The 23,526-nt window shown below is 40.2% G+C and carries 16 protein-coding genes and 1 riboswitch; of the genes, 6 read left to right on the forward strand and 10 right to left on the reverse strand.

All coding sequences use genetic code 11. The features are described 5' to 3' along the window. Positions 1-30: 30 nt before the first annotated feature. The 3 genes from OTK50_RS09700 to OTK50_RS09710 are packed head-to-tail and all read right to left on the reverse strand — an operon-like array spanning position 31 to position 8,826. On the reverse strand, positions 31-7,119 hold the full coding sequence (locus OTK50_RS09700) for a non-ribosomal peptide synthetase (protein WP_266121858.1): 7,089 nt from the start codon (positions 7,117-7,119) through the stop codon (positions 31-33). Continuing rightward, positions 7,116-8,099: a SagB/ThcOx family dehydrogenase gene (locus OTK50_RS09705; RefSeq protein ID WP_169042624.1), complete on the reverse strand. Its 984-nt coding sequence runs from the start codon at positions 8,097-8,099 to the stop codon at positions 7,116-7,118. Before OTK50_RS09705 ends, OTK50_RS09700 begins: the two co-directional genes overlap by 4 nt. Positions 8,100-8,121: 22 nt before the next feature. Beyond that, on the reverse strand, positions 8,122-8,826 hold the full coding sequence (locus OTK50_RS09710; RefSeq protein WP_088461197.1) for a thioesterase II family protein: 705 nt from the start codon (positions 8,824-8,826) through the stop codon (positions 8,122-8,124). A gap of 265 nt (positions 8,827-9,091) precedes the next feature. On the opposite strand from OTK50_RS09710, the gene OTK50_RS09715 reads away from it, so the two are divergent. The 4 genes from OTK50_RS09715 to OTK50_RS09730 all read left to right on the forward strand — a co-directional run bounded on the left by OTK50_RS09715 (position 9,092) and on the right by OTK50_RS09730 (position 12,709). Continuing rightward, positions 9,092-10,759, forward strand: coding sequence for an MFS transporter (locus OTK50_RS09715; protein ID WP_224223750.1), 1,668 nt, complete (start codon positions 9,092-9,094; stop codon positions 10,757-10,759). 86 nt (positions 10,760-10,845) lie between these two features. Beyond that, positions 10,846-11,814, forward strand: coding sequence for a TIGR01212 family radical SAM protein (locus OTK50_RS09720; RefSeq protein ID WP_105937417.1), 969 nt, complete (start codon positions 10,846-10,848; stop codon positions 11,812-11,814). After that, complete coding sequence (locus tag OTK50_RS09725; protein ID WP_130571799.1) at positions 11,811-12,392, forward strand: tRNA (mnm(5)s(2)U34)-methyltransferase; 582 nt, start codon at positions 11,811-11,813, stop codon at positions 12,390-12,392. The genes OTK50_RS09720 and OTK50_RS09725 overlap by 4 nt, the downstream gene beginning before the upstream one ends. Before the next feature lie 122 nt (positions 12,393-12,514). After that, complete coding sequence (locus tag OTK50_RS09730) at positions 12,515-12,709, forward strand: hypothetical protein (protein ID WP_003152265.1); 195 nt, start codon at positions 12,515-12,517, stop codon at positions 12,707-12,709. A 17-nt stretch (positions 12,710-12,726) separates the two neighbouring features. Here OTK50_RS09730 and OTK50_RS09735 read toward each other — a convergent pair whose 3' ends face one another. The 3 genes from OTK50_RS09735 to OTK50_RS09745 form a co-directional block, all read right to left on the reverse strand. Next, positions 12,727-13,536, reverse strand: coding sequence for a glycerophosphodiester phosphodiesterase family protein (locus tag OTK50_RS09735; RefSeq protein WP_130571800.1), 810 nt, complete (start codon positions 13,534-13,536; stop codon positions 12,727-12,729). A gap of 106 nt (positions 13,537-13,642) precedes the next feature. Further along, a complete protein-coding gene (locus OTK50_RS09740; RefSeq protein ID WP_025285155.1) occupies positions 13,643-14,722 on the reverse strand; it encodes a tetraprenyl-beta-curcumene synthase family protein in 1,080 nt (359 codons plus the stop codon). A gap of 20 nt (positions 14,723-14,742) precedes the next feature. Then, a complete protein-coding gene (locus OTK50_RS09745) occupies positions 14,743-15,522 on the reverse strand; it encodes an alpha/beta hydrolase (protein WP_003152261.1) in 780 nt (259 codons plus the stop codon). 46 nt (positions 15,523-15,568) lie between these two features. Between OTK50_RS09745 and OTK50_RS09750 the strand changes: the two genes are divergently transcribed. Then, entirely contained in the window at positions 15,569-16,084 is a 516-nt protein-coding gene (locus OTK50_RS09750) for a gamma carbonic anhydrase family protein (RefSeq protein ID WP_029326247.1), read from the forward strand. Between the two features lie 176 nt (positions 16,085-16,260). On the opposite strand, the gene alaP is transcribed toward OTK50_RS09750, so the two are convergent. From alaP to metK, 3 genes are all read right to left on the reverse strand, one after another. After that, positions 16,261-17,664, reverse strand: a complete 1,404-nt coding sequence (alaP, locus tag OTK50_RS09755) for an alanine permease AlaP (RefSeq protein WP_038459578.1) — start codon at positions 17,662-17,664, stop codon at positions 16,261-16,263. 203 nt (positions 17,665-17,867) lie between these two features. After that, positions 17,868-19,766 (reverse strand): asparagine synthase (glutamine-hydrolyzing), encoded by a 1,899-nt coding sequence (gene asnB / locus OTK50_RS09760; RefSeq protein WP_003152255.1) that lies wholly within the window; start codon positions 19,764-19,766, stop codon positions 17,868-17,870. Between the two features lie 143 nt (positions 19,767-19,909). Then, complete coding sequence (gene metK / locus OTK50_RS09765) at positions 19,910-21,112, reverse strand: methionine adenosyltransferase (protein ID WP_003152253.1); 1,203 nt, start codon at positions 21,110-21,112, stop codon at positions 19,910-19,912. 169 nt (positions 21,113-21,281) lie between these two features. Then, a riboswitch (SAM riboswitch) is annotated at positions 21,282-21,421 on the reverse strand. Positions 21,422-21,618: 197 nt separating this feature from the next. On the opposite strand from metK, the gene pckA reads away from it, so the two are divergent. Next, the gene (gene pckA / locus OTK50_RS09770) at positions 21,619-23,202 is read left to right on the forward strand and encodes a phosphoenolpyruvate carboxykinase (ATP) (RefSeq protein ID WP_224223751.1); all 1,584 of its coding nucleotides are present in this window, start codon (positions 21,619-21,621) and stop codon (positions 23,200-23,202) included. A 42-nt stretch (positions 23,203-23,244) separates the two neighbouring features. Here the strand turns inward: pckA and OTK50_RS09775 are convergent, their stop codons facing one another. Beyond that, on the reverse strand, positions 23,245-23,487 hold the full coding sequence (locus OTK50_RS09775; RefSeq protein WP_224223752.1) for a DUF2584 domain-containing protein: 243 nt from the start codon (positions 23,485-23,487) through the stop codon (positions 23,245-23,247). Positions 23,488-23,526: the final 39 nt, after the last annotated feature.

Genomic DNA, 23,526 nt, shown 5'->3' on the forward strand with positions numbered 1-23,526 from the left:
GAGCACCTGAAAAAGGTGCTCTTTCTACTTTTATATTAAATCAGAAATAATATTTATATAAGTATTAAAAAACTTTTCTACTGAGATTTCCCGCAACTTATTATTTTTAAATATTAATTCGAGATTTATATTGTTATCATTAACTAAATAACTAAATATAAATTCATAAGATTCGCTAATATTATTTTTGACTTTTTGTTTATCTATTATTAAAACATTAATATGAGCATTATCTCTCTCTAAACCCAGGTTGCTACGCAAATTTATTTTGGATACTGTCTTTCTTTTTATCTTATTTTCCTCTATGTTTTTTATAAACTCGGTTAAATCACTATACTCTTCTATATTTATTTTTTCCAAATCTATATAGCTTGATTTTAAAAGGGATACATAATATTCATCGTTTTCTATAAAGTTGCTAAATAAATATAAAAATGTATTTATTACTTTATTACTTACTTCTAAGTTAAACTTAATTTTTAACTGTTTTTCTAAAATTATTGTCTTTTCATTTTTATTATCTTTTCTATTAGCAAGAATTTTTGGAGGCAATTTTACTGATTTTAATTTTAAATTCTTATTCTCCTCTTTCATAACACTAATAAAATGTGATAATTCACTAATTTTTTGATACTTGAATAAATCAACTATATTCAAATCTGAATATTTTTTTTCTATTTTAGTGTATATATTTGAAAGTGAAATTGAATTACCGCCTAATTCAAAAAAGTTGTCATCTATGCTGATTTCGTCTGTTTTCAGAACGCTTTTCCAGATATCAACTAAATCTCTCTCAATTTCTGTTCGAGGCTCTTTGATTTTCCTTCCAATCGATGCTTGATCTGTAACGTCTAGAGCCAGTAGTTTTTTACGATCAACTTTCCCGTTACTTGTTAAAGGAACCTCTTCAATCTGTACGATATAGCTAGGTATCATATATTCCGGCACTTTCAGGCTTAAAAACTCTTTCAGATCAGTTGGCGGTAAGGATTGGTGCCCCGCTACGTACGCATATAACACATCTTGATTTCTGGCATCCTTTTGATTAATGACTACCGCATTTCTCACCTGTCGGTGCTCTAATATTACACTTTCTATTTCACCTAACTCCACGCGATATCCACGAACTTTAATCTGATGATCTTTCCGTCCCAAAAACTCAATATAACCCTCTTGCGTCAAGACCCCCATATCCCCCGTACGGTAAATTCTTCCGAAATCTGGGTGATCAATAAATGACGCTTCAGTTTTTTCTTTATCATTTAAATAGCCTTCTGCTACGCCTTTTCCCCCTATGTAAAGTTCACCTTTCACTCCGATTGGACAAGGATCATTTTCATAGTTTAAAACATAGTAAGTTTGATTTGATAATGGATAGCCGTAAGGAATGCTGGTCCATTCATCCTTGACTGTTTTAATTGGATAATAAATCGACCAAATAGACGCTTCAGTAGCCCCGCCTAAGCTTATGACTTCACTTTCAACGAAGTGATCCTTAATCCTCTCAGGAAGATGAACAGGTATCCAATCCCCGCTTAATAATACCAGTCTTAATTCAGGAAGCTCGTCATAGTTAATAACTCCAGCGTTAGATTTGCTTTCTGTTTCATCCATATAGTTTACTAACATTTCCATGATCATGGGAACGGAGTTCCAGACTGTAATTTTTTCCTCTTTTACGATGTCATGAATCTTTTTAATATCTCTCTGATCTTCGATCATTACTAATGTTGCTCCTGCAGAAAAAGCACCAAAAATATCATATATTGATAAATCAAAGGACATAGATGATAATCCGATAAACCGGTCTGTTTCATTCACACTGTATTTTTCATTGATGTCTAATATAGTATTAGTTACAGCCTCATTCTTTATAATTACACCTTTAGGTTTTCCCGTACTTCCTGAAGTGTATATCGCATAAGCTATTTGTTCCGGCACTGCCACACTTTCTCTTTTAGACTCTTTATAGCTTGACACAATAGTTTTTGCCAGTTCAGCTGTTAATACAACTTTACAATTACCATCTTTCACAATATATGATTGTCTTTCTTTTGGAAATTCAGGATTAATTGGGATATAGGCAGCTCCAATTTTTAACACTGCGAGGATACTGGCGATTGTCTCGATCTCACGATCAACAATAACCCCAACATACTCATTTGGCTGAATTCCCTTCTCTTCCAAAAAACTAGATATGCGGTTGGACATAACTTGTAACTCTTGATAGGTAACTGCTCTTCCTTGACACTCAATCGCAATATTCTCAGGTGTTTTTATTGTTTGTCTCGCAAACAAGTGATATAAAGTATCCGGCTTGATGGCCTTCTCAGTTTGATTATAATCAGTAATTGCTTGTTCCAGTGCTGTGTCTTCAGAAGACATCATCTCACCGGACGTTAATTGGTCAATAATGTAGATATACTCCTCAAACATTGACTCAATTACGTCATTTTCAAAAGCCTCTGAAACATAGTCCCAACTAAGCATGACTCCATCATTGAGCTCTATCACTTGATGATCCAGATAAACTTGTGATGTCTGGCTGACTGCCATTTTTAACTCACCAATATTCAATAGATCATTATTATTAAGATTAAACATGTTTCCAAATAACATACTGGTAAACACTACTGGCATTGTCGCACTTTTGTGCTTTAGATTATTATATCTAGCATATTCTCTTATAAATTCAACTCCATCATAGTCTCTATGTTCAAGCGCTTCCATGAAAGTAACCTGAACCTTTTTTGCCTCCTCCCAAAAGTTCATTTTTTTCTCAAAACTCGCTTTTAACATAATCAGCGATGTAAAATCACCTATTATATCATTAACTTGTTTATGGAGAGGCTGTCTATTAAATACTGTTGTATTTACCGCTAAGTTTTGTTGGTTACTCCACTTCGACAACACTTTTGCGTAGGCTGTAAATAATATTATTGCAGGTGTAATATTATAGCTTGCAGCTTTTTTACAAAGTGTTTCCCATAGAAGCTTGTCAATTATTTTAGATTTTCTTTTGAAAGTTGGCTTGCTTATTGCATCTAATCTTTCTTTTAATGGCACCGCAGGTGCTTTTGGAAAATCTTCGAGCTGACTTAACCAATAGGCTTTATCATTTTCATATTTTTGAGTGGTCTTGACTTTTTGGTATGCTAACATATAATCTCTATAGCTTATTTCCAATGGTACCATTTCATCTTTTCCATTATACAATTCAGATATCTGTTTAAATAAAAGCTGGATGCTGGCTCCATCAGCTATTAACATATCGATGTCGAAAAATAATCTATGTTTATCCCCTTGAATTTTCAAGGCTTTGAATTCAAATAAAGGCCACTCATTTGGATTAAAGATATGATGTGATGTTCTGTCTCTTTCTTCTGCAATTTTCTTCTCTTGTTCTATATCACTTAATTGACTAATATCCTGTACAGATATTTCATACTGAGGGACTTGTTGAAGAATCTTTTGCCTTCCATTCGGAAGAATGACCGCGCGCAGCATGTCTTGATGATCTATTACTTTTTGTAAACTTTTGTTGAGTTTTTCAATATTCAGCTCAGTCTCAATTTCTAAATAAGCATGCGTTGAGGTGCCACCAAGTTCAAATTGTTTATCTCTTCCCATAAGATAAGCCATTTGAACGTTAGTTAAATCGAATTCCGTATTTTTATGCTTGATATCAGCTTTAATTTCCATCACATTACTATTTGTTTTACTTTTTCTTTCAGAGACACTGATTACTTTTGCTAGTTTCTCAATGGTACTGTTGGATATAAAATTTTTAAAATCTAATTTAATAAATAAACGATCCTCAATAGCAGTAATTAAATTAATGATCAATATGGAATTGCCGCCTAATTCAAAAAAGTTGTCATCTATGCTGATTTCGTCTGTTTTCAGAACGCTTTTCCAGATATCAACTAAATCTCTCTCAATTTCTGTTCGAGGCTCTTTGATTTTCCTTCCAATCGATGCTTGATCTGTAACGTCTAGAGCCAGTAGTTTTTTACGATCAACTTTCCCGTTACTTGTTAAAGGAACCTCTTCAATCTGTACGATATAGCTAGGTATCATATATTCCGGCACTTTCAGGCTTAAAAACTCTTTCAGATCAGTTGGCGGTAAGGATTGGTGCCCCGCTACGTACGCATATAACACATCTTGATTTCTGGCATCCTTTTGATTAATGACTACCGCATTTCTCACCTGTCGGTGCTCTAATATTACACTTTCTATTTCACCTAACTCCACGCGATATCCACGAACTTTAATCTGATGATCTTTCCGTCCCAAAAACTCAATATAACCCTCTTGCGTCAAGACCCCCATATCCCCCGTACGGTAAATTCTTCCGAAATCTGGGTGATCAATAAATGACGCTTCAGTTTTTTCTTTATCATTTAAATAGCCTTCTGCTACGCCTTTTCCCCCTATGTAAAGTTCACCTTTCACTCCGATTGGACAAGGATCATTTTCATAGTTTAAAACATAGTAAGTTTGATTTGATAATGGATAGCCGTAAGGAATGCTGGTCCATTCATCCTTGACTGTTTTAATTGGATAATAAATCGACCAAATAGACGCTTCAGTAGCCCCGCCTAAGCTTATGACTTCACTTTCAACGAAGTGATCCTTAATCCTCTCAGGAAGATGAACAGGTATCCAATCCCCGCTTAATAATACCAGTCTTAATTCAGGAAGCTCGTCATAGTTAATAACTCCAGCGTTAGATTTGCTTTCTGTTTCATCCATATAGTTTACTAACATTTCCATGATCATGGGAACGGAGTTCCAGACTGTAATTTTTTCCTCTTTTACGATGTCATGAATCTTTTTAATATCTCTCTGATCTTCGATCATTACTAATGTTGCTCCTGCAGAAAAAGCACCAAAAATATCATATATTGATAAATCAAAGGACATAGATGATAATCCGATAAACCGGTCTGTTTCATTCACACTGTATTTTTCATTGATGTCTAATATAGTATTAGTTACAGCCTCATTCTTTATAATTACACCTTTAGGTTTTCCCGTACTTCCTGAAGTGTATATCGCATAAGCTATTTGTTCCGGCACTGCCACACTTTCTCTTTTAGACTCTTTATAGCTTGACACAATAGTTTTTGCCAGTTCAGCTGTTAATACAACTTTACAATTACCATCTTTCACAATATATGATTGTCTTTCTTTTGGAAATTCAGGATTAATTGGGATATAGGCAGCTCCAATTTTTAACACTGCGAGGATACTGGCGATTGTCTCGATCTCACGATCAACAATAACCCCAACATACTCATTTGGCTGAATTCCCTTCTCTTCCAAAAAACTAGATATGCGGTTGGACATAACTTGTAACTCTTGATAGGTAACTGCTCTTCCTTGACACTCAATCGCAAGATTCTCAGGTGTTTTTATTGTTTGTCTCGCAAACAAGTGATATAAAGTATCCGGCTTGATAGCCTTCTCAGTTTGATTATAATCAGTAATTGCTTGTTCCAGTGCTGTGTCTTCAGAAGACATCATCTCACCGGACGTTAATTGGTCAATAATGTGGGTATATTCCTCAAACATTGACTCAATTACATCATTTTCAAAAGCCTCCGAAACATAGTCCCAACTAAGCATGACTCCATCATTGAGCTCTATCACTTGATGATCCAGATAAACTTGTGATGTCTGGCTGATACTCTCTATAAAAACTCCTAGAGAATCTAAATAGTTTAATTCGTTTTCAAATAACATACTTGTAAAAACAATCGGAAAAACAGCTTTCCTTCTATCTATATCATTAAATTCACAGTATTCTCTGGTAAACTCTATTCCATCAAAATCATTATGTGATAAGCATTTAAAGAAGTTATCCTGAATATTTTTTACTTCTTCCCAAAAATGATTTAAATTATTGAAGCATACATCAAATATCATAATTTCTGTAAAATCGCCTATAACGTTATTAATCTGCTTGTGCAAAGGTCTTCTTTTAAATAATGTAGTGTTTAACGCAATATTTTGCTGATTACTCCATTTAGACAACACTTTTGAATAAATAGCCAAAAGTAGTATACTAGGTCTAATATTCTTCCGAGAGCATAAATTCACAAATTGATTCCAATTTCTTTTCTCAATAATTTTTTTCTTTCTTTTAAAAGTAGGTTTTTTTATACATGCTAAATCTACTTTTACTGGCAGAGCTGGTGTTGAAGGAAAACTTTTAAGTTTATTTAACCAATATTCCTTGTCATCCTGATATTTATGATTTCCCTTTAATTTGTTATAAACTAACATATAATCTCTATAGGATACTTCTAAAGGCTCTTGAATCTTTCCATTGTACAATTCAGATATCTCTTTAAATAAAAGCTGGATACTAGCTCCATCTGCTATTAACATATCGATATCAAAGAATATTCTATATAGTTTATCACTGATTTTTAAAGCTTTAAATTCAAACAATGGCCATTGGTATGGATCGAAGATTCGTTCGTTAGTTACTTTTCTTGCTTCTAATATTTTGTCTTCTTGGTCTGATTTTTTAAGATAACTCACATCTTGAATAGCTAATTTATAATTCGGTACGTGTTCAAGTATTTTTTGCTTACCATTTGATAAAAAAACTGCACGTAGCATGTGTTGACGCTCTATCACAGCTTGAACACTTTTATTGAATTTTTCAATATCTAGTTCAGCCTCAAATTCTACAAAAGCATGGGTGGAAGTTCCCCCCAGTTCAAATTGCTTGTCTCTTCCAGATAAATAAGCAACTTGAACATTTGTAAGATCAAATTCTTTATAGGCATTTTCTTCATCGTTTAATAAATGTAATATATTATACTCTTTTTCATTATCTAATAACTGAAACTTTTCATAAACAACTTGACAAAATGACAGTACATCTGGGTTGTCAATATAATCATAAAATTCAATATTTATATTATATGTATCTTCAATGGCTCCAAGTAATTTTAATATATTAATAGAAGATATTTGATAATCAAAAATATTAGTTCTTAAATCAACTGAATCATCTTTACTTAATTCACGAATTTTTTTTATTATAAAGTTAGAAATCTCTTTAAATTTATTACTCGTTACTAGCGTGTTATTAATCAATGATTTACCTCCTTATTCTTTAGTCCTACCTCTACCGAATGTAAATAGATTTCATTGCTATTCAAATTAAATTCATCTTTAATTTTATCGAAGTCTATTTCTCCTATGGAGCACGATCCAACATCAAAATATTCTGCTATATTAGCCAATGTAGCTGACATAACACCACATTCAAGAATACCATAGTAATACCCCGCACCCTTATATTTGGGCATGATTACATCACAATCAAGGGTGAAAAAGATAGAGAAATTCGAAGTATTAAATGCACTGTGGTTTATAAAATAATGATATTTTTTTTCAGCCAGTTTTACTCTATTAAGTAAATTGATAGAGTGGCTGTGAGGATTATAAAAATATATCCCTTCCTCAAGATTTTCGACTCTCCCATCTTTAATATACAAATATATGTTGACAGGATACAGTCCTCCTGCACTTGGGTAGAAATATTTAATACCCTCTTGAATTGGAGACTGTTTAAAGACATTTAACAACCGACTAAACTTAGAAAATTTCATCATTTTACTAGTATCAAAATTCCTAGTACTTTTTCTATTTTGAACTAAAGAGGGCAAATCTGAGCATTCCTCCAAATCAATTGATTGAAGAGTATTCTTTGACATAAACCTAGTTAATTGTTTCTTCTTATAAGATTCTATATTTTCTTTGTATAAAAAAAACTCATCGTCATATTCTTGATAAACAAATTTGTTTTGCGTTTCGAAAAGCTCTGTCGGTGTGCTTACATTGCAAACTAAAACTCTATTACGTATTAAATCTTTTAGAAACATTTTTAAAATCTTTGGATTAAAGTCTTTAAAAATAACATATATTTCGCTTAAAGAAATGCCTTTTTGAAAATGAAAATAAATATCAGGAAAAAGTTCAACTACTTTCCCTCTAAATTGAAAATCATTAATAATAATATGGTTATTTTCATTTCTCCAGTGAACATGAGGAGCCCAAAAGTATTTTTTCACGTTAAAAACCTCCATACTAAACTTAAACCAATAATTTATCTTTAATAATTGATATAACTTCTGTAACGGATTCATTAATAAAAAAATGCCCTCCGCTAATCTGGTATACATCAACCTCCTTTTCTGAATATTCTTTCCACCCTTCAACTTCTCCTATAGTTATTGATTCATCAAACTTGCCCGTTAAAACAGTTAACGTAACATTTGATAATTTTTTTTTGATGTTGTGGTTGTAACTTTCTATTAGTTTATAATCATTCCTTATTACTGGAAGAAATAGTTTCATTAGTTCGTAATTCTCGATAAGATCCTTGGGAATTCCCCCTAATTTGTTTAACCATTGAATAACTTGTTTATCAGGAAGACCGCTTATAAATGTTTCCTTAGTTAAATAAGGTGCGCCTTTTCCAGATACAAATAAATGCTGAGGAAGATTATCTGTAAGCTTCATTAATTTAAGTATTACTTCATACGATATATATGCACCCATACTATGGCCGTAAATCGCATAGCACTTATTATCACATTTTCTTAATATTAATTCTGTAATATCATCTATAGCCTGATTTATTGTTTTGTAGGGATTTTCAGAAAATCTAGAGCCTCTTCCTGCTAGTTCAACAGGTATTAGTTCAATTTCTGGTCCAACTGAGTTACTCCATTCACTATAAATACTTGACAATCCTCCAGCATGCGGAATGCAAAAAAGTTTAATTGGATGGGTCATTAGCTCCTCCTTTTTCAAAAAAAACCATGAAAAACCAACTTTTAAATAATAATAAGGAATTATTGTCTATTTGTAAAGTATTAATTTGGAATTTTAATAGATTTAAAGTAATGGTTATCTTAATACATTTGTTATTTTATAATATATTGGGTCTAATAAACATATTATGAATAATATTGACACAAATGATTTTTTTTCTTATTATGTTTTTAGACATATGTCAAAGTTTTAATTAGATCGTTTTCTAAAAGGAGATGTAAGTATATTGAATTTCAAAAAAATAATCATGTTATCTGCATTATTATTAGGTACATTCATTTCAGTAATGGACACCACTATAGTAAATATTGCCTTACCTAAGATGCTGGATTACTTTTCGAGCAACCTTTCTCAAGTAGCTTGGGTGGCTACAGGTTATACTTTAGCTTTTGCAGTATTATTAGTAGGTGCCTCAAAACTGGCAGACCATTTTGGGAGAAAAAAAGCTTTTATATTTGGATTAGCACTTTTTATTTTGACATCAGTTATTGCCTGTTTGAGCACTTCAATTGAAATGCTTATCGCAATTAGAGTGATTCAGGGACTATCTGCTGCTTTTATTGTACCTGTTACAATGCCTATTGCTTTGGCCATCGTTCCTCAAAATAAAAAAGGAATGATCATTGGAATCTGGGGTGCTTTCTCAGGATTAGCAGCTACTTTAGGACCTGTACTTGGAGGATTATTAACTGAAAATTTTAATTGGCAAGCTATCTTCTTCATAAATATTCCTTTAGGTCTGATTTCTCTGTTTTTAGCAGCATTTTTTATTACTGAGAGTTATGATGAAACAGTGAGCAAAAAAATTGATTACATGGGGATTCTTATTTTATCCGGAGCTCTCTTCTGTTTAACCTTTGGCTTTGCAAAAGTATCTGACTTAGGCTGGTCATCACCAGTAATTATCTCTCTTTTTGTAATCTCTGTATTATTATTCTGTTTGTTTTTCTTTATTGAATCTAAAATTAAAAACCCGATGATTCCCTTATCCATGCTGAAGATACGTACGTTTAGTTTCAGTTCTTTCACCCTCTTTATGCAGGGCCTTGGATTAACAAGCGGTACCCTTATTATTACTTTACTCCTCACGAATTTAATGGGAAAAACCGAATTAGAAGCGGGGTTAATTGTTTCTACATTAGCTCTATCATCTATGTTTACCTCTGTACTTTCTGGAAAGCTATCTGATAAACTCGGGGGCATTTGGCTTTCGGGTCTAGGTATGCTAGGTTTAACAATCACAACATATTTATATGGATACATACGATACGACACTTCTATAACACCAGTAATTATTCTGTTATGTTTGACCGGCTTAGCTTTAGGGCTTGTGATAGGACCGGCAATGAGTTCAGGGATACGGCTTATTCCTCCTGAGAAAGTAGGAATTGCCTCGGGTATTCTTAATATGATGCGGACAGTTGGACAAGCGCTAGGCATTGCCATACTTACATCTGTGCTTACAATGAATATAAATGATCACACAGCTACTGCGAAAAAAGAAGCCATTAAAATTGTGGAAAGCAATCAGGTTTTTGATAAAAATGCAAAGAACGAGATAATAACTCACTTAAAGCATTCAGACAGTAAAGGTTTCGATCGAAGCAAAAGTATTGCTGAATTAAACAAAAAAGAGGAAGAAATTCTCTCTATAACCCCGGATTCGTATAAAGAAAAAGTACAAAAAAGCTTCAATATTCAAAAGAAGGAAGTTATGGTTATCCAGAAAAAAATTTCAAATTTATATAATGAAAAAATAAGTGACAGTTTTAATAATACATTCAAAGTAGGCAGTGTAATTCTTATTTTAGGAATTATTTTTGCATTGTTCAGTGATATTTCTCCAAAACGTTTAAAACAACAACAGAAAAACCAGGTAGATATTACGTCTTGACCGTTCCATAATTGTTTCATTGTTCCGCTCGATCATTCATGCTACAATTTTAGGATGCATCTGATGTGAGGGAGGCTTTTTGAACATTGAACGAGAATAACCCTTTTCCTTATTCAAATACGGAAAAACGGTACCATACATTAAATTATCATCTGCGGGAGCATTTCGGGCATAAAGTGTTTAAAGTCGCGCTTGACGGCGGTTTTGACTGCCCGAATCGGGACGGCACGGTTGCACACGGAGGCTGCACATTCTGCAGCGCGGCGGGCTCCGGCGATTTTGCCGGCAATCGGGCCGATGACTTACTCACGCAATTTCACGATATCAAAAACCGCATGCACGAAAAGTGGAAAGACGGCAAATATATCGCATATTTCCAAGCGTTCACGAATACGCATGCTCCGGTAGAGGAGCTGCGTGAAAAATTCGAATCCGTCCTCAAGCTTGACGGCGTTGTCGGCATGTCGATCGCGACCCGTCCGGACTGCCTGCCGGACGATGTCGTGGAATATTTGGCCGAACTGAATGAGCGGACCTATTTGTGGGTTGAACTCGGGCTGCAGACCGTGCATGAGCGGACCGCCCTTCTGATCAACCGCGCCCATGATTTTGACTGCTATGTTGAGGGTGTCAATAAACTGAGAAAACACGGCATCCGCGTTTGTTCCCATATCATTAACGGGCTTCCGCTTGAAAACAGGGACATGATGATGGAGACGGCCAAAGCCGTCGCTGATTTGGATGTACAAGGCATTAAAATTCACCTGCTTCACTTATTAAAAGGCACACCGATGGTGAAGCAATATGAAAAAGGAAAGCTGGAGTTCCTTTCTCAAGAAGAATATGTAAGTCTTGTATGTGATCAGCTCGAAATCATTCCCCCGGAAATGATCGTTCACCGCATTACGGGAGACGGGCCGATCGAATTAATGGTCGGACCGATGTGGAGCGTCAATAAGTGGGAAGTACTGGGCGCCATTCAAAAAGAGCTGGAAACACGGGGAAGCTATCAAGGGAAGCTCTTCAGAAAGATCGAGGAGGAGACCGCCCTATGACCTTGATGCACATCCTCCCTTTCAGTAAAGAATTGCTGAAGTCCGCCGCACAGGAAGGTGATATCACGGTTGACGCGACGATGGGCAACGGACATGATACATATTTCCTGGCCGGCCTTGTCGGTGAGACAGGACATGTCCATGCCTTTGATATTCAAGCGGACGCACTGGCTAAAACGAAGGAGCGGCTCGGTGCCGACTTCGGCCCGCGCGTCACGCTTCACCATAAGAGCCATGATCAAATAAAGGCATCGCTGCCTGAAGATGCGCACGGTCGTGTGGCTTGCGCCGTGTTTAATCTCGGCTATCTGCCCGGCGGAGATAAAAGCATTACGACAAACGGCCACTCAACCATTTCCGCGATCGAACAGCTCCTTGAACTGCTGAAGGAGCACGGGCTGATCGTTCTCGTTGTGTACCACGGGCATCCTGAAGGCAAGACGGAAAAAAGTGCATTACTGGAGTACTGCAGCAATCTTGATCAGGAAAAAGCGCGCGTGCTGAGCTACGGCTTTCTCAACCAGCGAAACGACCCGCCGTTTATTATAGCGATTGAAAAGAAATCTGCCGGCAAATAAAGAATCGGCCTGTCATAAGCGGGCCGACTCTTTTTGTGTTTACTTTTTCTGAAAAATCAATTACTATGAAATAATGGAAAAAAGTTCATCTTTTAAGTGTAACATCTGGGAGGAGCGGCAGTTTGAATATTCTTCGCATCATATTTTCAAGTGTTCCCTATGTGATGTTCGTCATCATTTTATCAAGACATTTAGGATTTGAGTTCGCGAAAACCTATTACTGGTGGTTTGCTGCATTTTTTGTCATCGGGCTGATCGGCAAATTCGCAATGCACCTTGCGGCAAAAAAGAAACCGTTAAAAAAAGAGACAGCGTAAAATGCGCATGTCTCTTTTTATTTACTGTTTTGCAGCACGCTGCGTGTATAAGCGGGATTGTTTGTAAAGATACCATCTGCTTTTTGTTTCAGCATAATAGGCGTCAGCGTATGCTCGTCTTCCTTATCAAAAAACACGTGCACTTTCATCTTATTGTGATGAATGCGCTTCACGACTGCTTCATTTGCCAATTTGGCGTTGAGCCCGACTGTATCAGCATACGTTCTGATGGTTTGCAGCTGCTTATCATTTATCTCCTCAGCCTCGTTATCTTTTAATAATCGAACAAGAGGAACTTTTTTATTCATAGATCGAACTTTCTTTAAGCTCTTCCCGCTAAAAGACTCAATGACTGCTTTATGGCTGGTAATCAGCTTATGTTTTTGTAATATGTCAATCAGTTTCTTTTCCATCATCAGGCTGCCGTTGCTTTCTCTTGTCTCAATATAGTAATTGGCAGTTTGTCCGAATTTCTGTATGATTTCTTCTAATGTTAAAATCTTTTCTCCTTTTCCCGCATTCAGTTTCTTAATCTGAGCCAAAGACAGATCATCTGTCATCCCTTTACCATCTGTTGTCCGATCTACCGTTTTATCGTGAATTGCAATCAGATGGCCGTCCTTTGTCTCCCGTAAGTCTATCTCAATATAATCTGCTTTGTCTTTAATGGCACGCGCATAAGACAAAGCTGTATGTTCCGGCTCAATCGCAGAAGAGCCCCTGTGCGCTATCAAGACAGGATGATAGCCGGCGGAAGCATGGATGACGGAGCAGCCTCCGGAAATGGAAAGTAATGCTATGACCGCTAAATACTTTAATTTTTTCATAAAATTAAAGTATCATATTCTGCAGGCGCAAACAATGTTTCATTCTTCACGTTATAAATAAAAAAACTGCGCCGTCATGATTTACACGAGAGGCGCAGTTCACCCATTACGAACTTTTCGTCCAAGCCATCTTCTGAAATTTGCGGTAGGCTCTTCCGTTAATATAAAAGAAAAATGACGTTTTTCCGCTTGCCCTGATCAGCTTTCGCGCGAGGCGGCCCATTTCTTTTTGGCCGGCGACTTTGTCATCAGATAAATAGACGCCGAGCAGCCCCCTGTTGATCAGCCGGTGAAAATTTTCATGCGGAATGCCTTGCAAATGTTCATCCGCTTTTTCAATAAAATGCTGCAGTCTCTGCATCATTTCTTCATGAGACTGATAATACGTACAGAAATTCAGATCGCCTTCAAGCAGATCCTCTTCCTGGTCAATTAAATAATCGAGCAGTATGTGCAGCCCTTGTATGTACGGAAAATAACTGCTGCGGATTTTCTCAGCGGTATGTTCGTTAAAATCAGGCTGGAATGAGTAAGCAACGAGACAGAAAATGCCTAACGTCGATCCGGCGCAGGCCGAGAACTCAAACCACTCCATTTCCGGAAGCTGTGACCGGTACTGCTCAAACCAGCCTTTAAGCCTCGGCACGCGTTCATGCTCAACGACATGCTTATGAACCTGAAGGTCGCAATAATAATCACACAGCTCAAGCAAATAAGGTTTAATGATACCGTAATGTTCTATTGACCCGAGCACCCGCTGGCATGTTCTCACCAGCTCATGAAGATAACCGCCGTCATCCCGCTCGTCTCTGTACTGATAGTACGGCCGCACCTCGGCGCCGACCGTCAGCGCGTCACGCATGGAGAGATGAAGCATGCGGAAGTCCTCGGGATCAAGCGAGGTGCTGCGGTCGCACAGATTGTCCAGATAATCACTGATTGTCTGATACGCGATGATAAATTGCACGCATTTCTGTTTCTGCTCTCCCGAAAGCAGGGCTAAAATGCCGCCGCCTTCACAATGAAACGATTTATCGCGGATACTTGCGGCCGCCTGCTGCCGCAGTTCGGTATTTTTAATGGAATCTGATTTTTCCCGCCACATGTTCAATTCCTGATGAACGAGCGGAAAAATTTCCCGATACACTTTTGCCATAAGGTTAAAAGGATGTTCCGGTACTGTCAACATATGCACCCCCAGCGAATTCAAATATACTGATCTGTAAAGGCTTTTGCCGCCTTAAACACAGTTTCTCTTTCCGGTTCATTAAAAATTTCATGATAAAGCCCTTCCCATTCCCGGTACGATTTATTATGGGAAGCCACACCGGAAAACCATTTGCGGACCTTCATTTTATCGACGATTTTGTCATCACCGCCCTGCATAAGCAAAAGCGGCACCTTTAAAAACGCATCAGTCGGCACCATAGCGGCATCAATGGTTTTTAAAAGCTCTCTGTACCATCTTACGGATACCTTCGTGACATATAAAGAATCATTTTGATCCGCTTCAATCATATCCGCATTCCTCGTTGCCATATCAGGTGATAAGCCGGAATCCACTCTGAGGGACGGAGCGAGGACGTTCAGTCCTTTAGACGCAAAATCAAGGACTTTATTGACTTTTATTTGCAGACCCAGACAAGGTGATGATAAAATGAGTGCCGTAATGCGGGGATTTCTCTGCTGCTTAAACCATTCTATCGCAATCAGTCCGCCCATGCTGTGGCCCAAAAGGAAAACGGGCGCTTCAAGCGTTCTCGCTTTATCAATCCATATATCTACTTCATCAATGTATTCTTGGAAAGAGCGAATATGCCCTCTGGCGCGGGTCGACGTTCCCTGACCGGGCAAATCGCCCATCACCACGTTATATCCGGAAGATCTCCACATTTCAACGAGCCATTTATAGCGCCCGTGGTATTCGCTCGCCCCGTGGATAATGACAATGGTACCGACGGGCCTGTCTGCTTTCCAAGTCCACATGCAGTTCACCTCTTACATAAATTTAGAGAAAGAAGGATGAGACATGATAATCTACCCTTATAAACAATTTACGCCTGACATACATCCTGAAGCGTTCATTGCGGATAACGCCGTCATTACGGGCGACGTCGTGATCGGAGAACAATCGAGCATTTGGTTCTCAGCCGTCATCCGGGGGGATGTTGCGCCGACAAGGATCGGAAAAAGAGTCAGCATACAAGACTTGAGCTGTCTGCATCAAAGTCCGAACCGCCCGCTTCTTATTGAAGATGACGTCACGATCGGCCATCAGGTTACACTGCACAGCGCAATCATCAGAAAGAATGCTTTAATCGGTATGGGCTCCGTCATTCTTGACGGGGCGGAAATCGGAGAAGGCGCATTTATCGGCGCCGGAAGTCTCGTTCCTCCGGGCAAAACCATTCCTCCCGGCTGTCTTGCGTTCGGCCGGCCCGCAAAGGTTATCCGCCGGCTGACAGAAGAAGACATACGGGACATGGAAAGAATCAGAACGGAATATGTTGAAAAAGGCCGATACTATAAAACACTGCAAGAGAAATAAAAATAGATCAGCTTTGTTTTACTACTGTACCATTTTTCAAAATATTATTTAAGTAATAACCATTTGCGTTCCGCTGATTGTCAGGAAACAGTAGCAAAATGTTCAGGAATTTGTTTTATTCTTCCCCCTTTTACCCGATCCTATGAAAAAAGAGCCCATTTCAGCGGGCTCTTTTTTTACGCTTTTTCGGCGAATGTCTGTCCGTTTTCCAGGTTTATGTGTTTTCTTTTGTGGAAGCCTTTCCCGTAATAGGCTGCTAATAAAATGCCGAACCAGACAGGGCCGATGATGACAGCCACCCTGGTTTCTGCATCAAAAGCCATCAGCACAACGACAAATGCGAGAAAAGCCAGTGAGATGTATGAGGAAAAAGGGTATAAAGGCATTTTATATTTCAGTTTTTTCCGTTGTTCCGGCTGTAAACTTTTACGGTATTTCATTTGGGAAAGCAAAATAATCGACCATGTCCAAATTGCTCCGAACGTCGCAATGCTTGTCACCCACGTAAACACTTTCGCCGGCACCACGTAGTTCAGCAGAACGCCGATGCATAACGCACCCGCTGAAACCAATACCGCTTTTCCCGGCACGCCGCCTTTTGTGACCGTACCGTATGCTTTCGGGGCTTCATTTTGCTCCGCGAGATTAAACAGCATGCGCCCCGTGCTGAAGATCCCGCTGTTGCAGGAAGAAAGAGCCGCCGTCAAAACGACAAAATTAATGATTCCGGCCGCTGCGGGAATTCCGATTTTTTCAAATGTCAAAACAAACGGGCTTCCGCCTGAACCGATTTCCTGCCACGGATAAATTGACATAATGACAAACAAAGCTCCGACGTAAAAAATGAGAATACGCCAAAAAACAGTATCTATGGCCCGCGCCAGTGATTTTTCCGGATTTTTGACCTCACCGGCTGTGACACCGATCAGCTCAATCCCGAGATAGGCAAACATGACCATTTGAAGCGACAGCAGCACCCCTTTAATCCCATTCGGGAAAAAGCCGCCGTGGCTCCATAAATTGCTGATTCCGAGCGCAACGCCTCCGTTTCCGAGACCGAATACGATCATCACCAGACCGATCGCGATCATTGACAGAATCGCCAAGACTTTAATGAGCGCAAACCAGAATTCAAGCTCACCGTACGCTTTGACCGCCAGAAAGTTGACAGCCGTCATAATGACGAGTGCACAAAGCGCCCAGATCCATGACGGCACGTCAGGGAACCAGTAGCCCATATAAATGCCAACTGCGGTGATTTCCGCCATGCAGGTAACAACCCATAAAAACCAATAATTCCAGCCTGTTAAAAACCCGGCAAGCGGACCGAGATAATCTCTGGCATACCGGCTGAATGAGCCGGCTACAGGCTTTTGAATCGCCATTTCCCCTAATGCCCGCATAATAAAAAACATAATCAGCCCGCTGCAGGCGTAAGCGGCTAAAATCCCCGGCCCGGCAAGCTTTATGGCAGAAGCCGACCCGAGAAACAGCCCGACTCCAATCGCGGCGCCCAACGACATAAGCGAGATATGCCGCTCTTCCAAGCCGCGGTGAAGCGTTTTTTCTTTGTTTTGCATAACTCTCCCTCCCCCTGATTTTGACAAAGAAACAACAAACCGAGACGAAATAGCCAGAAAACACTTTCCGGAATCTACCCGATTAGTCCTATTATAACCTTTTTCTGAATATTGCGTAATACTTTGTCGAAAACAGAGCGGAATAGACGGTTTACAAAAGACAATAGAAAAAAGGCTTTCGATAACATCGAAAGCCTTTTGGATTAAACGAAAATGACTTCTTTCGGCTGATGATTCAGCTCTTCCGGCACCAGTCTTTTTTCGACATTGATGCTGTGCCAGATCATGAAGATCAGCACGGTCCAGATTTTGCGGCTGTTGTCCGCTCTGTCGGCACAATGATCTTCCAGAAGCTGAAGGACATAATCCTTTTCAATATAAGCATCTGTTTCACTTTCACGAATGATGTTGCGAACCCATTCGTTCATTTCATTTTTCAGCCAGTGGCGGATCGGCACAGGGAAGCCGAGTTTTTTGCGGTTAAGCACATGATCAGGCACTACCCCTTCAGCAGCTTTGCGCAGAAGGTATTTCGTCGTGCCGTTTTTCGTTTTCAGTTCATCCGGAATTTTAGAAGCCACGTCAAACACGACTTTATCAAGGAACGGCACGCGCAGTTCCAATGAGTTGGCCATCGTCATTTTGTCAGCCTTTAACAGGATGTCGCCGCGCATCCACGTATGGATGTCAACATACTGCATTTTATTAATGTCGCTGTATGAACGGCTTTCCGTAAAGTACGGCTTCGTGACATCACGGTATGAAAGCTCTGGATTGTAATGTTTGAGCAGCTGTTTTTTCACGGGCTCTTCAAAAATCTTCGCATTACCGATATAGCGCTCCTCAAGCGGTGTGCAGCCGCGGACTAAGAGGCTTTTCCCTCTCATTCCTTCAGGCATGACGGACGCCACATGAAGAAGCATTTTTTTCAGACCGGACGGAATGCGTTCAAACGGTTTAAGCGAAAGCGGTTCGCGGTAAATATTGTACCCGCCGAACAGCTCGTCCGCGCCTTCCCCGGATAACGCGACCGTTACATGTTTTTTCGCTTCTTTCGCGACAAAGTACAAAGGAATCGCCGCCGGATCTGCAAGCGGGTCATCAAAGTGCCAGACGATTTTCGGAAGCTCGTTCATATACTCCTCGGGAGAAATGACTTTGCTGATGTTTTCAATCCCGAGCGCGGCAGCCGTTTCCTTCGCTACGTCAACCTCACTGAAGCCCTGCTGCTCAAAACCGACGGAAAATGTTTTAAGGCTCGGGTGAAATTCTTTCGCAACTGAGACGATAAAAGAAGAGTCGATACCGCCGGATAGAAACGAACCGACAGGCACGTCACTTCTCATGTGGACTTTGACAGAGTCAAAGATTGCGTCTCTGACTTCTTTCACCAATTTATCTTCATCAGACTGAACAGGCTTAAAGTTCGCTTTGAAATATGTTTTAAACGCGATGTCGCCTTCCGGGCGGATCGTAAACTGGCTGCCCGGCTCGACTTTTTTCACTTCAGCGTCAAGCGTGCTCGGTTCAGGAACGAATTGGAAAGACATATATTGCTGTAAAGAAGCTGTATCAAGATCAATGCCGTTTTGAGCGGCCATTAAACTTTTTCTTTCAGATGCAAAATATACTTTGTCCCCGATGGTTGTGTAATACAGCGGTTTAATGCCGAACGGGTCTCTCGCGCCGTACATGACGCGGTCAGCTTTGTTCCAGATTAAAAACGCAAACATTCCGCGAAGCTTTGAAGCAGCTTCTTCTTTATAATGACGGTATGTCGCAAGGAGCACTTCGGTATCGGAATCTGTATTGAAAGTGTAGCCTTTCGCTTCAAGCTCTTCTCTCAATTCAATGTAGTTATAGATTTCGCCGTTAAAAATGATCCAATATTTTTCGTCTTCATATGATAAAGGCTGTCCGCCGTTTTCTACGTCAATAATACTGAGCCGTCTGAAGCCGAATCCGACGTGCTCGTCATGATAATACCCATCGCTGTCAGGACCGCGGTGAACGATCATTTGGTTCATTTGTTTGATTAGCTCTTCTTGATCTGCGGTTTGAGTTAATGGATGCTTATTAAAAACACCGACAAATCCACACATAGTATAGCCTCCATAAGTGTAATTTTCTAATTGGACCCCCTTTTTATAGACGCTTTGTTACGCCATTGGTTTCACGCTATGTAAAAAATAAGCATGGCAGCATCTACAAAAAGGGAAAGCCGCTTAAGTAAGCGGCTATAAAATTATTCTCCTAGTGCTTCTTTGCGAAGCGCATCCGCCTTGTCAGTACGCTCCCAAGGAAGATCCACATCATGACGTCCGAAATGGCCGTAAGCAGCAGTCTGTTTATAGATCGGGCGGCGCAGATCAAGCATTTTAATAATGCCGGCAGGTCTCAGGTCGAAGTTATTCCGTACGACTTCGATCAGTTTTTCTTCAGAAGCTTTTCCTGTATCAAATGTATTGATGGAAATAGAAACAGGCTGTGCCACGCCGATTGCGTATGCAAGCTGCACTTCACAAGAATCAGCAAGGCCTGCTGCCACGATGTTTTTCGCTACGTATCTCGCAGCGTATGCCGCAGAACGGTCTACCTTCGTCGCATCCTTACCGGAGAATGCACCGCCGCCGTGGCGTGCATATCCACCGTATGTGTCAACGATGATTTTACGGCCGGTCAGACCCGCATCACCTTGAGGTCCGCCGATTACGAAACGTCCCGTAGGGTTGATGAAGTATTTTGTCTCTTCATCGATCAGTTCCTCAGGCACGACAGGGTTAATGACATGCTCTTTCAGATTGCGCTGAATCTGCTCAAGCGTAATTTCCGGGTGGTGCTGAGTTGAAATAACGATCGCGTCAATGCGGACCGGCTTGTTGTTTTCATCATATTCAACGGTAACTTGCGTTTTGCCGTCAGGGCGAAGGTACGGAAGAATGTCTTCTTTGCGGACTTCGCTCAAACGGCGGGCTAATTTATGCGCCAAAGAGATCGGAAGCGGCATAAGCTCTTTCGTTTCGTTACACGCATAACCGAACATCAGGCCTTGGTCTCCCGCTCCGATTGCTTCGATTTCAGCATCGCTCATTGTGCCTTCACGCGCTTCAAGAGCCTGATCGACACCCATCGCGATATCCGCAGACTGTTCATCAATTGATGTTAAAACAGCGCAAGTCTCCGCATCAAATCCATATTTGGCGCGTGTGTAGCCGATTTCTTTAATCGTTTCACGGACTGTTTTCGGAATGTCAACGTATGTTGATGTAGTAATCTCTCCGCTTACCAGCACAAGTCCTGTCGTTACAGATGTTTCGCAGGCCACGCGCGCGTTCGGGTCATTTTTTAAAATCTCATCTAAGATACTGTCAGAAATTTGGTCACAGATTTTGTCCGGATGACCCTCAGTAACAGATTCAGATGTAAATAGTCGACGGTTTTTACTCATTCACTTTTCCTCCTGAAAAAAGATCTTTTGCAAGACCTTCTCATATGATACGGAACTCGCTCCCTCTTAATACAATGTCATACTATATCAGAGAATGTTAATTGGCATATTTTATGAAATAAAAAAACCTTTTCCACTCGAGGAAAGGGTTTGGTCTGTGTGCCTTTCACTCTTATCGCTCAAGGAAAATATTAAACCTTGCATCAGGTTAGCACCTTGGTTTCCCACAGTGTGTTCACCTGCTTTTTTACAGAGAAACCGGTTGCTGGGCTTCATCGGGCCTGTCCCTCCGCCAGCTCGGGATAAGAGTATCCGCTCAATGAAATATCTTATCGTAAAAGGGCGGAAAGTGTCAATATGAATTAAAGCGATTACGCGCCTTTATTTCGGGAAGCAATGGAAAAACACAAACAAAAAACCTCAAATAGTATAGACTATTTTCAGATATATGTTATACTAATTCCACATTCAGCGAAATACAAATAAACCGGCAAAGGAAGGTTTTTATGAAATTAGTTGATTTAACCGCAGATCTTCAAGCATTACTTGCAAGTCCGAATGTGCATCATAATTTATCGGCTCCAAAACTTACCGAAAAAGTGATCAGCCGAAATGAAGGAACGCTGACATCAACGGGTGCCGTACGCGCCACCACCGGCGCATATACAGGCCGGTCACCTAAAGATAAATTTATCGTCCGTGAACAAAGCACAGAAAATCAAATTGATTGGGGCGCGGTGAATCAGCCCATTTCTGAAGAGGCGTTTGAAAAGTTGTACGCCAAAGTCGTCAGCTACTTAAAACAGCGGGATGAACTGTTTGTTTTTGAAGGATTCGCGGGAGCGGATGAAAAATACAGACTGCCGATTACGGTCGTAAATGAATTTGCGTGGCACAATTTATTCGCGCGCCAGCTGTTTATCAGACCGGAGACGGATGAAAGAGATCCGCAAGCGCAGCCTTTCACCATTCTCTCGGCTCCGCATTTTAAAGCAGATCCGGAGACGGACGGCACGCATTCGGAAACATTTATCATTGTCTCTTTCGAAAAACGCGTCATTTTAATCGGCGGCACCGAATACGCCGGAGAAATGAAAAAATCAATATTCTCCATTATGAACTTCCTGCTTCCGCAGCAGGATATACTGCCGATGCATTGCTCAGCCAACGTCGGTGAAAAAGGCGATGTCGCCCTGTTTTTCGGCCTTTCCGGCACAGGGAAAACGACGCTTTCAGCCGATGCGGACCGCAAACTGATCGGTGATGACGAGCACGGCTGGTCAGATTCCGGCGTTTTCAACATTGAAGGCGGATGTTACGCTAAATGTATCAATCTGAGCGAGGAAAAAGAACCGCAGATTTTTCGTGCGATCCGCTTCGGGTCTGTTCTTGAGAATGTCGTGCTTGATGAAAAAACGGGTGAAGCGGATTACGACAATTCCTTCTACACGGAAAACACAAGAGCCGCATATCCGATTGAGATGATCGGCAATATCGTGCAGCCGAGCATTGCCGGCCATCCGCAGGCGATCGTCTTTTTAACGGCAGACGCATTCGGCGTGCTTCCTCCGATCAGCAAACTGACGAAGGAACAGGCGATGTATCATTTCTTAAGCGGGTACACCAGTAAACTCGCGGGAACCGAGCGCGGCGTGACAACTCCGCAAACGACTTTCTCGACGTGCTTCGGTTCACCGTTCCTTCCGCTTCCGGCGCATGTATATGCCGAAATGCTCGGGCATAAAATCGACAAACACGGCGTTCAAGTCTTCCTGGTCAACACAGGCTGGACCGGCGGAGGGTACGGAGTCGGAGAACGGATGAAACTTTCGTATACAAGAGCGATGGTTAAGGCCGCTATTGAAGGCAGACTGAACCAGACTGACATGACGGCAGACAGCATTTTCGGCCTGCACAGCCCCGTTCATGTTCCGGGCGTTCCGGATGAAGTTCTTCAGCCTGAAAACACATGGAGCGATAAACAAGCATACAACGAAAAAGCGCTGTTTTTAGCCAATGAGTTTAAAGAAAACTTTAAAAAGTTTTCCCATGCAGACTCGATTGCCAAAGCCGGCGGACCTCTCGTGTAATCAAAAAAGCCAAGGGCGTTTATGCCCTCGGCTTTTGTTTTTTCAGTTTGTCGAATGAAGCGACGTGAGTTTGTATGTAATGCTTGTCCGGCCGTTCGCCCATTCGAGCTTTTGGACCTCGCCGGTGCCGGATTTCTCGCCGGTTTTCGTTTTGCGCACGTCCATCGGAATATCAAGAGGATAGACGCGGTAGCCCTCTTTCTCCAATAAAAAGATATTTTCCTCTATCCGTTTTTCATTGCCTTTTGTCACAATCATGGTATTAAATTCAACAGGCATTCCCAAAATGAAAATCCCCTTTCATTCTCTTATTCTTTATTATCA

The organism is Bacillus sp. NEAU-CP5 (assembly GCF_026420705.1).
Lineage (GTDB): Bacteria > Bacillota > Bacilli > Bacillales > Bacillaceae > Bacillus > Bacillus velezensis.

Coding starts and splice junctions, on each gene's coding strand:
- metK (WP_003152253.1), bottom strand. CDS start 21,112: ATGAGTAAAAACCGTCGACTATTTACATCTGAATCTGTTACTGAGGGT.
- alaP (WP_038459578.1), bottom strand. CDS start 17,664: ATGCAAAACAAAGAAAAAACGCTTCACCGCGGCTTGGAAGAGCGGCAT.
- OTK50_RS09710 (WP_088461197.1), bottom strand. CDS start 8,826: ATGACCCATCCAATTAAACTTTTTTGCATTCCGCATGCTGGAGGATTG.
- pckA (WP_224223751.1), top strand. CDS start 21,619: ATGAAATTAGTTGATTTAACCGCAGATCTTCAAGCATTACTTGCAAGT.
- OTK50_RS09745 (WP_003152261.1), bottom strand. CDS start 15,522: ATGTGGACTTGGAAAGCAGACAGGCCCGTCGGTACCATTGTCATTATC.
- asnB (WP_003152255.1), bottom strand. CDS start 19,766: ATGTGTGGATTTGTCGGTGTTTTTAATAAGCATCCATTAACTCAAACC.
- OTK50_RS09735 (WP_130571800.1), bottom strand. CDS start 13,536: ATGAAAAAATTAAAGTATTTAGCGGTCATAGCATTACTTTCCATTTCC.
- OTK50_RS09725 (WP_130571799.1), top strand. CDS start 11,811: ATGACCTTGATGCACATCCTCCCTTTCAGTAAAGAATTGCTGAAGTCC.